This is a genomic window from Thioclava electrotropha, assembly GCF_002085925.2.
Taxonomy (GTDB): domain Bacteria; phylum Pseudomonadota; class Alphaproteobacteria; order Rhodobacterales; family Rhodobacteraceae; genus Thioclava; species Thioclava electrotropha.
Genome location: NZ_CP053562.1, coordinates 1285063 through 1297518, shown reverse-complemented (window position 1 = coordinate 1297518; position 12456 = coordinate 1285063). Strand labels below are relative to the sequence as shown.

Genomic DNA, 12456 nt, shown 5'->3' with positions numbered 1-12456 from the left:
ACTGGTCAAGCCAAATAAAGACAAGACGCGCCTGAAGCTCACCGATATCGGCAAGCTCCCTCCCCAAGTTGCGATATGAACGCGGTTCCGTCATCTGACGAAATTTTGTTCCCCTTTAGGCTGAACTCACGCAGCAATATTGCAACGAAAATAGTATCCACAGGGCGCCAAAATCATATGAAACATATATATTTCAGTGACTTAAAAACCTTACTTTGCGTCAACAATGAAGCTTATCCACAGGGCTTTCTTGACGTAACGAAAACAATTGCGTCCAAGGCGAGGCGAATCGCCGCACCGGGCAATGTGTCGCGCCACGGCCGATAGAGGCCGGATTTCAGTGGAAATCTCGGCTCGGAAAAAGCCGTTTCGCCTGCTCGCGCGGATGGCGTGCGGTGGTCTGCGGACGGGGCCTCGGAGCGTCGTCCGCCTGGGGTGTGGTGAGACCCAGAACATCGTCGAGCGGGTGCCCCAGATCGGCCAGTCGCGGGGACAGATCCTCGATCTTTTCGGCGATCAGATGGACCACCACCCCCTCCCGTTCGAGCCGCCCTGAGACCCGCAGAAGACGCCCGCCCATCACCGCCCGGCGGAACCGCTCATAGAGCTTTGGCCAGACCACGACATTGCTCACACCGGTCTCGTCTTCCAGCGTGATGAAGATCACCCCGGAGGCCGTTCCGGGGCGCTGTCGGGTGATCACGAGGCCACAAACCGTGACCCGATTTTGCAGCGTGCCGACCAGTTCGCAATGTGGTGTGAGGCCGGAAATCGAGGGGCGCAGCAGCTCCATCGGGTGGGCGCGGAGGCTCAATCTGAGCGCCACGTAATCCTCCACGACCTCCTCTCCCAGATGCATCGCGGGCAGCTCCACGGCTGGTTCGCGCCCTCCTTCCCCGTCCATCGGATCGGCAAAAAGCGGTAGCGGCGCGGGGGCGCGGATCGCCTTCACGGCCCAAAGCGCATCGCGCCGCGTGAGGCCAATTCCGGCAAATCCATCGGCCTCGGCGAGCCGTTCAAGCACATGCGGCGGCGTGCCCGCGCGCAGCCACAGGCTCTCGGGATCGGGGTAGCCATTGCCCCGTGCGGCGACGATCCACCCCGCATCCTCCTCGCGAAATCCCTTGATCTGGCGAAAGCCCAGACGCAGCGCCAGGGCCCCGTCCGCGCGGCGTTCCAGCGAGCTGTCCCAGCCCGAATGGTTCACGCAAACGGGCCGCACTTCGATCCCGTGTTCGCGCGCGTCCCGCACGATCTGGGCCGGCGCGTAGAAGCCCATCGGCTGCGAATTCAGGAGCGCGCAGGCGAAGATCGCGGGGTGGTGGCATTTCAGCCAGGAGGAGACATAGGTGAGATGTGCGAAGGCCGCCGCGTGGCTTTCGGGGAAGCCGTATTCGCCGAACCCCTCGATCTGGGAAAAGCAGCGATCGGCGAAATCGGGCGTGTAGCCGCGCGCCAGCATCCCTTCGACAAAGCGGTCGCGGAAGGTGCCGATCGTGCCCATCTTGCGGAAGGTCGCGAGCGAGCGGCGCAGGCGGTCGGCCTCTTCGGGGGTGAAGCCCGCAGCCACCACCGCGATCTGCATCGCCTGCTCCTGGAACAGCGGCACACCGAGGGTTTTGCCCAACACGCCTTCCAGTTCCTTGGAAGGAAAATCGACCTTTTCGCGGCCCTGACGGCGGTTGATATAGGGGTGGACCATGCCGCCCTGAATGGGGCCGGGACGAACGATGGCGACCTCGATCACGAGGTCGTAGAAGATGCGCGGACGCATCCTCGGCAGGAAGTTCATCTGCGCCCGGCTTTCGACCTGAAACACCCCCACCGCATCGGCGCGACACAGCATGTCATAGGTCGGCGTGTCCTCCTGCGGGACGGTGGCGAGCGACATATCGAGCTTCTCGTGGCCGGCCAGAAGGTCGAAGCTCTTGCGGATGCAGGTGAGCATCCCGAGGCTGAGCACGTCGACCTTCAGGATGCCCAGCGTGTCGATATCGTCCTTGTCCCATTCAATGCAGGTGCGCCCCTCCATCGCGGCATTCTCGATCGGACAAAGCGCGTCGAGGCGGCCGTTTGTGATAACAAAGCCGCCGACATGCTGGCTGAGATGGCGCGGAAATCCGATGATCTCGCCGATCAGTTTCAGCGTCTGCGACAGCCGCCGATCGGTGGGGTCGAGGCCCAGTTCGCCCATCCGCGCGTGGTCCGGCCCCTTGCCCGAAATCCCCCAGATCTGGCCCGCGAGGCTCGCCGTGACATCGGCGCTCAGCCCCATCACCTTGCCCACCTCGCGGATCGCGGCGCGGGTGCGGAAATGGATCACGGTCGCGCAAAGCCCCGCGCGGTCGCGACCGTAGCGCTCGTAGATCCACTGGATGACTTCCTCGCGGCGCTCATGCTCGAAATCGACGTCGATATCGGGCGGCTCGCCGCGATATTTCGAGATGAAGCGCTCGAAGACCATGCCGATCTGGTCGGGGCTGACATCGGTGATGCCAAGCGCCCAGCAGATGATCGAATTGGCCGCCGAGCCGCGCCCCTGACACAGGATGCCACGGCTGCGGGCGAAGCTCACGATGTCATGAACGGTGAGGAAATAGGCGGCGAAGCCCAGCTCGGAGACAAGGCGCAGTTCCTTCTCCAGCAGGTCTGCGTGACGCTCCGAAATCCCGCCCGGAGAACGCCGGGCCAGCCCCTCGCGGGCGAGCCGGTCGAGCCGGTCCTGCGCGGGCTCTCCCTGCGCCACCTCGTCGGGATATTCGTAGCTGAGTTCGTCGAGATCGAAGCCGCAACGGGCCGCGATCTCGCAGCTTCGGCGCAGGGCTGCGGGGTGGCGACGGTAGAGCCGCGCCATGTCCTCGGCCCCTTTCAGGCGGCGTTCCGCATTGGGCAGCGCGCGGGTGCCAAGCGCATCGATGGTGCAGCCCTCGCGCAGGCAGGTCAGCACATCGGCCAGCTGCCGGCGCGACCCGCGATGCATCAGCACGTCGCCGGTCGCGACCATCGGCGTCGAGGCCCGAAGCGCGAGCGCCGCGCAGGCGTCGAACCAGCGCTGGTCCGAGCCATCATAGCGCGGCGGCGCGCCAAGGAAGACCTGCCCCGGAAAGCGCCGCCGCATCTCCTGCAGCGGGCGATAGGCACGGGCCAGATCGGCAGGCGGCAGCGCGATCAGGATCATCCCCGCGCAAGCCTCCAGCAGGTCCGCGCGGGTCAGGTGACACTCCCCCTTCCCCGCCCGGCGCTTGCCGCGGGTCAGAAGCTGGCTCAGCCGGTGATAGGCCGCGCGGTCGGTGGGCAGCGCCACCCACTCGACCGGGCAATCGGTCAGCACCAGCCGCGCGCCGACGATCAGCTTCGGCAGTTTCGCGGTTGTGGGTCGGGCCAGATCCTGTGGCGAGCCGATGGGCTGGCGGGAGCTTTCGTCGCGCTGGACTTCCGAGCGGATACGCAGCGCCTCGCCGATCTCGCGCTTGAGCTCCTTGAGCGCCGAGAAGGCCCGGACCACGCCTGCGAGCGAGTTACGGTCGGTGATCGCGATGGCCTCCAGTCCCAGCTCGGCGGCGCGCACCATCAGCTCCTCGGGGTGCGACGCCCCGGTGAGAAAGGTGAAATTGGACGTGGTGCAAAGCTCGGCATAGGCGAGCGGAATGGCGGGGGTGCTGGCGGTGGTCACGACCGTGGAGGGGGCGCTGCCCCCGCGCCCGTCGGGCGCCCCCCGGGATATTTCGGCCAAGGCGAGGGGGGCGGTCATGCGAATACCCCCTCGACATACCAGCCGGGATCCTGCGGCGTGTGGAACATCCAGAGCCGCAGCCCCTGCCCGGTCTCGACGCGCCAATAGTCGCGCATCCCGCGCCGCCAGTTCGGATCGTCGAACCACCATTCCGGGGTCAGCCGTTCCGGCCCCTCGATGCGTTCCGCACTGAGCGACTGGCGGCGCCAACGGAAGCGCCGCGGCGGATCGGGGGCGTCGGACATGAGCGGCTCGGGCGGGAACAGCCGCAGCGGGCGGGGATGCGGCTGGTGCCAGTTGCCCTCAGGTTCGGTGAAGGCGGCGGGCGCGATCAGGAAGCTGCGCTCGGGAATATGGCTGTCGGCGGGCAGGTAGCGCTGAACGTTTTCCAGCCCGATGCGCAGCCCGATCCGGGTGATCAGATCGCCCAGCTTATCGCGCCGCTCGGTGGCGATGGCGCCGATCTGGCGGGCGGGCAGTGCCTCGACCTGCGTGGCGGCGAGGCGCATCTGGTCGATCCCGAAGCCCGCGTCGATATCCTCGATGCCGCGCGCGAAGAGGGCCGCGATCCGGGTGGGGTCGCGGAGCGGGGTGGCGAGGCGTAGCTCGACCTCCTGACTGGCCTGATCGACGCGGCGCAGGGTGAGGCAGAGCACCCGCGCGCCGACCTCGTTTTCCTTGAGTTTGGCGCAGAGCCGGTCGAGCAGCCGCTCGATCCCCGCCATCACATCGGGCTGCTGCCCGATCGGTTCGGGCAGGGTCAGGCGGGTGCCGTAATGGGGCGGATCGGCCACGGGCGAGACCTGTTCGGGCAGATCGCCCAAGGCCTGATCGAGCCGTGCCATCAGCCCTGCGCCAAAGCGGCGCACGAGCGGCGCGCGCGGTGTGCGGGTCAGATCGCCGATCTCGCGCAGGCCCAGCCGCTGCAGCCCCGTCACCGTCTCATGCGGCAGGCGCAGCGCGGCCACCGGCAGCTTGCCCAGTGCCGAGAGCCGCGCGCCCGGCGCAGCCCGGCCGGGGGCGAAACGCGCCAGCGCCCAAGCCGCACCGCGGGTGTCGGCGAGGCCCAGCCGCGCGGTGATCCGTGCGCGCTCCAGCCGGGCGGCCATCTCGGCCATCATCGGCTCCTCCCCGCCCCAGAGGTGATCCGAGCCGGTGATGTCGAGCACCAACCCCTCGTCCTCCAGCCCCACCCACGGGCAATAGCGCGTGGCCCAGCGGCGCAGGGTTTCGAGGAATTGCGCCTCGCGGGCGGGATCGGCGGGCGCGGTCTGCAGCGCAGGGCAGAAGGCGCGGGCCTCGGACAGCGCCATGCCGCGCGCGAGCCCCTGCCCCTCGGCCGCCGCGTTCAGGCAGTGCAGCCGGTCGGTATTGCCCTCGCGCAGGACCAGCGCGAAGGGCCCCTCAACGGGCCGCGCGCGGAGAACCCGGTCGTTCGCCAGCCGGGGAAACCAGAGGGTGAGAATACGCCGTGTGCGCCCGTCGAGCATGTCGCTGAGCCTAGGGTTCGAGTCATCCGTTCGTGCTTTGTTCTTTTTAAGTCTCGCAGGACGCGGAGTCGAGTCCGTCTCGCGGACGGGCGCGTATCAGGGTGTGGCGATCGCGCCCTCGACGAAGGCGATCAGGCGCGGCAGGCAATGGGTGCGCAGGTCGTAACGCTCGCACATATGGGCGCGGGCCGCATCGCGCATCGGGGCGAATTTTGCGGGGTCGCCAGCCCTTCGGTCAGTGCCCTCGACCAACCGGGGATATCGAAGAAATCCACCAGCCGCCCGGTCTGCCCGTCGGTGATCACCTCGCGCACCGGCGCGGTATCCGAGGCCACGATGGCGCAGCCGGCGGCCATCGATTCCATCAGCGACCAGCTGAGCACGAAGGGATAGGTCAGATAGGCATGGGTGCGGCTGACATGGAGCATGTCGACGTAATCGCCGTAAGGGATGCGGCCCAGAAAATGCACGCGGTTCATGTCCAGTCGGTCGCGCACCTCGCCCAAGAATTTCTGCTTCCAGCTTTTGGCGTCCTTCGGCGGGGCGCCATAGCTTTGCCCCTCCTCGCCCACGATCAACACATGCGCCTCGGGCCGCGCGGCGAGCACATCGGGCAGCGCGCGCATAAAGGAGTGATAGCCGCGATAGGGTTCGAGCGAGCGGTTCACGAAGGTCAGAACCTCGTCGCCGGGGCGGAAGGTGAGCGTCGTTCCGGGCACGGTGAAGCGCGCCTGCGGGTTCGGTGCGAGCCGCGCGCAGTCCACCCCGTCATGGCAGATGGTGAGCTTGGCACGCAGCTCCGGCGGGAAGGTCTCGGCCTGAAACTCGGTCGGGGCAAGCCCCGCATCGGCCTGCACCATCGACTGGATCAGATGGGCCGAGCGCGCGGTGGTGGAGATCCGGGTCTCGAGGCCGGGCTTCTGGAACTCGGCATCGAAATCCGTGTCCATCCCGGTCGTACGATACATCAGCTCGGCATAGACCAAGAGCTTCGCCTCGGGCCAGACCTCGCGAAGGAACAGCGTCTCGCCCCAGCCGGAATGGCCGAAGATTACATCCGGCACATAGCCGTGCCTGTCGCGCAACTGCCGGGCGGCGAGCGCGACCTTTGCCCCGCGCGCCGCGCTTTCGGCGTAGAGGCGTGTGAGCCGCGAGGACATCTCGACCGGATCGGGCTTGCGGTATTTCACCACCTTCACCGGCGAGGGGCGCTGGTTCGTCTCGACCGTCAGGGCCAGAACGTCATGACCGCGTGCGGCCAGAGCCGGTGCCAGATGTACGAACTGGCCCGGGAAGTTCTGGTGAACGAAGAGGATCTTCATGCAATCTCGGGGGTCAGCGAACTCTCCCCCAAGGCGGCCACCATCAACTGGCGGGTATAGGCGGTCTGCGGATTGGCGAAGACCTCCGCTGCGTTGCCCGCCTCGACCACGTCACCGCGCTTCATCACCATGATCTTGTGGCTCAGCGCGCGCACCACCCGCAGGTCGTGGCTGATGAACAGATACGCGAGCCCGTGGCGTTTTTGCAGGTCGCGCAGCAGGTCCACGATCTGCACCTGCACCGTCATGTCGAGCGCGGAGGTCGGCTCGTCCAGCACCACCACCTTGGGGCGCAGGATCATCGCACGGGCGATGGCGATCCGCTGGCGCTGACCCCCGGAGAATTCATGCGGGTAGCGCTCCATCATCGACGGGTCGAGCCCGGTCTCCTCCATGATCTCGGCCACCATCTCGCGGCGGTTGCGGCCCGGATCGACGCCGTGGACGGTCAGCCCCTCACCGATGATCTGTTCCACCGTCATGCGCGGCGAGAGCGAGCCGAACGGGTCCTGGAACACGATCTGCATGTCGCGACGCAGCGCGCGCAGCTTGTTCGCCTGCCAGCTGGAAATGTCCTGGTTCTCGTAGATGATCGGCCCTTCGGAGGCGATGAGCCGCATGATCGCGAGCGCGAGCGTGGTCTTGCCCGAGCCGGATTCGCCCACGATGCCCAGCGTCTCCCCTGCCCTGACCGACAGCGAGGCGTCGTTGACCGCCTTCACATGGCCGATGGTCTTGCGCAGCAGACCGCGCTGGATCGGAAACCAGATTTTCAGATGCTCGGTGCGCACCAGTTCGGGCGCATTCTCGGGCACCGGTTCGGCGCGACCGGTGGGTTCGGCCTCCAGCAGCTTCTTCGTATAGGGGTGCTTGGGGTTGGCGAAGATGTCTTCGGTCTTCCCCTGCTCCACGATCTCGCCATGCTGCATGACGCAGACCCGGTCCGCGATACGCCGCACCACGCCGAGGTCGTGGCTGATGAACAGAAGGCTCATCCCCATGTCGCGCTTCAGATCGGCCAGCAGTTCGAGAATCTGCGCCTGAATCGTCACGTCGAGCGCGGTCGTGGGTTCGTCCGCGATCAGCAGATCGGGCCCATTGGCGAGCGCCATCGCGATCATCACGCGCTGACGTTGTCCGCCCGAGAGCTGGTGCGGGTAATCCTGCAGCCGGTCCGCCGGGTTCTGGATGCCGACCTTGTCGAGCAGGTCGATGATGCGTTTCTTGGCCTCTTCGCCGGTCACGCCCTGATGCAGCGCGAGGCTTTCGCCGATCTGCTTTTCCAGCGTGTGCAGCGGATTAAGCGAGGTCATCGGCTCCTGAAAGATGAAGCTGATATCGTTGCCGCGCACCTGCATCAGCTCGCGCTCGGTCGCGCCGACCATCTCGCGGCCCTCGTAGCGGATCGAGCCCTCGACCTTGGAATTGCCTCCGACCAGCGCCACGGTCGACAGCGCGGTCACGGATTTGCCCGAACCGGACTCGCCCACGAGTGCCACGGTCTCGCCCGCATTCACGGTGAAGCTCACGCCTTTCACGGCCGGGGTGAACTTGCCCTCGGAGCTGAAGGCGACCTTCAGGTTTTCGACCTCGAGAACCGGTTTCATCGGAACACCTTTCTGGGATCGAACGCGTCACGGATGCCCTCGAAGACGAAGACCAGAAGCGAGAGCATGATGGCGAAGGTGAAGAAGGCCGAGAAGGCCAACCACGGCGCTTGCAGGTGCTGCTTGCCCTGTAGCGCAAGCTCCCCAAGCGACGGCGCGGAGGACGGCAGCCCGTAGCCCAGATAATCGAGCGAGGCGAGCGCGCCGATCGCGCCGGTGATCACGAAGGGCAGCATGGTCAGCGTCGCGACCATCGCATTGGGCAGGATGTGGCGGAACATGATCACCCGGTCCGACACACCAAGCGCACGGGCGGCGCGGACGTACTCGAAATTGCGCGCGCGCAGGAACTCGGCCCGGACGACGCCCACCAGCGCGGGCCAGCCGAAGAGGATCGAGACCATCACCAGAAGCCAGAAACTTCGGCCCAGGATCGCGAAGAGGATGATGATAACGTAGAGCGCGGGCGTGGAGGACCAGATCTCCAGAATGCGCTGGAAGAACAGGTCCACCTTGCCGCCGAAATAGCCCTGCACGGCACCCGCCGCGATCCCGATGATCGAGCCGATCCCAGTCACGATCAGCGCGAACAGCACCGAGGTGCGGAAGCCGTAGATCACCCGCGCCAGCACGTCGCGCGCGGTGTCATCTGTGCCCAGCCAGTGATCGGCATCGGGGGCCGAGGGCGCGGTGCCCACATCGTTGATCGTGTTGAAGCTGTAGGGGATCGGCGGCCAGAGAAGCCAGCCTTTCTCGATCTTCTCGCCATCGACCTCGCCCGCCTGCAGCGCCTCGTTCGCGAAGGCTTTCGGGTCGTCCGCGTCGAAGCAGCCCTCGGTGCCGCCGGTCTCGATCAGGCATTGCACGGTCGGGTCGCGATAGATCGCCTCGGTGCGGAAATCGCCGCCGAAGGCGGTCTCGGGGTAGAAGTTGTAGATCGGGAAATACAGCTCGCCGCGGTAGCTGACCACGATGGGTTTGTCGTTCGCAATGAACTCCGCGAACATCGCGAGGACGAAGAGCACGGCGAAGATGATCGCGGACCAGAAGGCACGGCGATTGGCCTTGAAGTTGCGCCAGCGGCGTTGGTTGAGAGGAGACAATGCCATCAGCCGGACCTCTTCTCGAAATCGATCCGCGGGTCGACGAAGACATACATCATGTCGGAGATGATATTCACGACGAGCGAGATCAGCCCGAACATGTAGAGCGTGCCGAAGATCACCGGGTAGTCGCGCTCCACCGCCGCCTGGAAGCCCAGCAGTCCCAGACCGTCGAGCGAGAAGATCGTCTCCACGATGATCGAGGCGCCGAAGAAGATGCCGAGGAACTGCGCCGGGAAGCCCGCGATCACGATCAGCATCGCGTTGCGGAAGACGTGACCGTAGAGGACCTTCTTCTCGGACAGGCCCTTGGCGCGGGCGGTCATCACGTATTGCTTGTTGATCTCGTCGAGGAAGGAGTTCTTCGTCAGCAGCGTCATGGTGGCGAAGCTCGCGATGGTCGTCGCCGTCACCGGCAGCGCGATGTGCCACAGGTAATCGAGCGCCTTGCCGATCATCGTCAGCTGGTCGAAATTATCCGATGTCAGGCCGCGTAGCGGGAATATCTTGAAATAGCTGCCGCCGGCGAACAGCACCATCAGCATAACCGCGAACAGGAAGCCCGGGATCGCGTAGCCCACGATGATCGCGCCGGAGGTCCATGTGTCGAAGGGCGTGCCGTCGCGCACCGCTTTGCGGATGCCCAGCGGGATCGAGATGATATAGGCGAGGATCGTCGACCACAGGCCCAGCGTGATCGAAACCGGCATCTTGTCGATCACGAGGTTCACGACGCTCTCGTTGCGGAAGAAACTGTTGCCGAAATCGAAGGTCAGATAGCCCTTCATCATGATCGCGAAGCGCTGCCAGGCGGGGATCTTCTCCTTGTGGCAGGCCGGGTCCGCCAGATCGGGCGTGCCGGTGAAGCCATCATCGCAGACGATCCGCGCGAAGCCCATCTGCACCTCGAGCTGATTGAGCAGCTCCGGAGAGATGCCGCGCGCGCCCTGATAGCCGCTATCCTCGACGCCGCCCTGGTTCTGCGTACCCGCATCCCCGCCGCCCGAGATATTGCGCATCGAATCCGCCTCGCCCTGCACGCGGGCGATCACTTGCTCGATCGGCCCGCCGGGGACGAATTGCGTCAGCGTGAAGTTGATGATCATGATTCCCAACAAAGTGGGGATCACCATCAGCAATCGCCGCAGGATATAGGCGCCCATGTCCGGCCCTCTGCTCGTTTATCGGCGGTCGCTCAGAGTGCGCCGCTCGCTTTCAGTTTCTTGGCCTTGTCGGCGTCATACCACCAGAAATCCAGCTCTCCCAGAGCGTAAGGCGGCAAGTTTTTCGGGTGATCGTACATATCGTAGTAAGCGACCGTATAGGTGGGCTTGAACCATTGCGGCACCCAGAAGCGCAGGGCGCGCAGGCTGCGGTCCAGCGCATGGACGCGCGGCAGCAGCTCTTCTTCGGTATTCGCCTCTTCGACCATCCGGATCATCTTGTCGATCGCCGGGTTCTTCAGCCCCATCGCGTTGAACACGTCATCGGTCGAGCCCGAGCCGAAATACTGCTGCAGGTTCGAGCCGGGGATTTCGTCCTGCCCCAGATGGGTGGTGATCATGTCGAAGTCGTGGCTGCGACGGCGGTTCTCATATTCGCTGTCGTCGACGCGGTCCATTCTGGCGTCGATGCCGAGCGCGCGCAGGTTCTGCACATAAGGGTTGATGACACGGTCGAAGGTCTGGCTGTCATTGAGGATCGCGACGGTCAGTTTCTCGCCCTTGTCGTTGCGGCGCATCCCGTCATCGCCGACGGTCCAGCCCGCATCTTCCAGCAGCTTCGCCGCCTTGCGCATATTCTTGCGGTCCAGCTGGCGCTTGCCCGAGACCGGCTGGATCACCGCATCGTCGGTCAGGACTCCGTCGGGCAGGTCCTTGGCGAGCGGTTCGAGGATTTTCTTCTCCGCGTCCGAGGGCTTACCCTGCGCCTGCAGCTTGGAGTTTTCCCAGAAGCTCTCGACCCGGTCATAGAGCCCGTAGAACAGCGTTTCGTTCGACCACTCGAAATTGAAGACGAGCCCCAGCGCCTCGCGCACGCGGATGTCGTCGAATTTCGGCTCGCGCAGATTGATCGCAAAGCCCTGCCCCGAGGCGATATTGCCGTTGGGCAGCTCCGCCTTCACGACCTCGCCCGTCTGCATCGCCGGGAAGTCGTAAGCGGTGGCCCAGATGATCGAACTGGCCTCGTTGCGGAACGTATAGGTGCCCGATTTGAACCCCTCGAAGGCCGACTGGTAATCGCCGAAATACTCGACGCGGATCTTGTCGAAATTCGAGCGCCCCTTGTTGATCGGCAGGTCCTTGCCCCAGTAGTCGGGGTTCCGCTTCCACGTGATCGCGCGATTGCTTTTGACGCTGTCGAACACGTACGGCCCCGAGCCGATGAAGGGCACCGGCGAGGTCTGCGACAGGTCGATGTTCTCCTTCTCGAACTGCGCCTTGGAGAAGATCGGCAGCGATGCCACCGACTGGATGATATCGCGGCGCGGGTAATCGGGCTGGAACTCGAAACGGATGTGTGTGTCGTCGATCGCCTCGGCCGATTTGACCTGCTGGGCGATCACCGCGCGGAAGGAGCTCAGTCCTTTGTCGCGCAACTGTTCATAGGAGAAGACCACATCCTGCGCGGTCAGCGGCGTGCCGTCGGAGAATTTGATCCCGTCGCGCAGCGTGAAGACGACCCAGTCCTTGCTCGGCGGATATTCGAGGCTCTTGCAGAGCAGGCAATACAGTTCCCCCACCGTATCGGCGGTGCCTTCCATCAACGATTCCAGCGGCACCGACGACAGCGCGGCGGCGCGGCCCTGAATTGAATAGGGATTGTAATTGTCGAACCCGCCCGGCGCCCATTCCGAGATCTCGCCGCCCTTGGGCGCATCCGGATTGACGTAATCGAGATGGGTGTAGTCGGCGGGGTATTTCAGATGTCCGAGCGTCGCGATCCCGTAGGAGGTGATCGTATCGCCGCTTTGCGTGCTGTCTTGTGCATGTGCGCCGAAGGCCAGTCCCGCCCAGATCAGACCCGCTGCAACCAGCCCGCTCAGCGCGCGCGGCGCCACCTGCGTCCAATCCGTATCGATCGCTTTACTCGCCACTCGCGCTTTTGCCATGCACACCTGCTCCCTGCTCCAAAGCGTTTTCGCGTCCGCCTAGCTAAAAGCCTAAGTGCGCAGGGAGCAAGTTACGAATCTGTAAAGCA

General features: G+C 64.9%; 6 protein-coding genes and 1 pseudogene. All 7 read right to left on the bottom strand.

Going from position 1 to position 12456, the window contains the following annotated elements; translation table 11 throughout:
* Nucleotides 1-337 precede the first annotated feature (337 nt).
* Entirely contained in the window at nt 338-3751 is a 3414-nt protein-coding gene (locus tag AKL02_RS06370) for an error-prone DNA polymerase (RefSeq protein WP_083074824.1), read from the bottom strand.
* Entirely contained in the window at nt 3748-5223 is a 1476-nt protein-coding gene (locus tag AKL02_RS06365; RefSeq protein ID WP_083074821.1) for a Y-family DNA polymerase, read from the bottom strand. The genes AKL02_RS06370 and AKL02_RS06365 overlap by 4 nt, the downstream gene beginning before the upstream one ends.
* Nucleotides 5224-5319: 96 nt before the next feature.
* A pseudogene (locus AKL02_RS06360) lies at nt 5320-6545 on the bottom strand (glycosyltransferase).
* Nucleotides 6542-8152 (bottom strand): ABC transporter ATP-binding protein, encoded by a 1611-nt coding sequence (locus AKL02_RS06355; RefSeq protein ID WP_083074815.1) that lies wholly within the window; start codon nt 8150-8152, stop codon nt 6542-6544. The pseudogene AKL02_RS06360 and the gene AKL02_RS06355 overlap by 4 nt, the downstream one beginning before the upstream one ends.
* On the bottom strand, nt 8149-9261 hold the full coding sequence (locus tag AKL02_RS06350) for an ABC transporter permease (protein WP_078569392.1): 1113 nt from the start codon (nt 9259-9261) through the stop codon (nt 8149-8151). The genes AKL02_RS06355 and AKL02_RS06350 overlap by 4 nt, the downstream gene beginning before the upstream one ends.
* The gene (locus tag AKL02_RS06345; RefSeq protein ID WP_078539650.1) at nt 9261-10418 is read right to left on the bottom strand and encodes a microcin C ABC transporter permease YejB; all 1158 of its coding nucleotides are present in this window, start codon (nt 10416-10418) and stop codon (nt 9261-9263) included. The genes AKL02_RS06350 and AKL02_RS06345 overlap by 1 nt, the downstream gene beginning before the upstream one ends.
* Before the next feature lie 32 nt (nt 10419-10450).
* Entirely contained in the window at nt 10451-12367 is a 1917-nt protein-coding gene (locus tag AKL02_RS06340; protein WP_083074812.1) for an extracellular solute-binding protein, read from the bottom strand.
* Between the last annotated feature and the right edge of the window lie 89 nt (nt 12368-12456).

Coding starts and splice junctions, on each gene's coding strand:
- AKL02_RS06370 (WP_083074824.1), bottom strand. CDS start 3,751: ATGACCGCCCCCCTCGCCTTGGCCGAAATATCCCGGGGGGCGCCCGAC.
- AKL02_RS06365 (WP_083074821.1), bottom strand. CDS start 5,223: ATGCTCGACGGGCGCACACGGCGTATTCTCACCCTCTGGTTTCCCCGG.
- AKL02_RS06355 (WP_083074815.1), bottom strand. CDS start 8,152: ATGAAACCGGTTCTCGAGGTCGAAAACCTGAAGGTCGCCTTCAGCTCC.
- AKL02_RS06350 (WP_078569392.1), bottom strand. CDS start 9,261: ATGGCATTGTCTCCTCTCAACCAACGCCGCTGGCGCAACTTCAAGGCC.
- AKL02_RS06345 (WP_078539650.1), bottom strand. CDS start 10,418: ATGGGCGCCTATATCCTGCGGCGATTGCTGATGGTGATCCCCACTTTG.
- AKL02_RS06340 (WP_083074812.1), bottom strand. CDS start 12,367: ATGGCAAAAGCGCGAGTGGCGAGTAAAGCGATCGATACGGATTGGACG.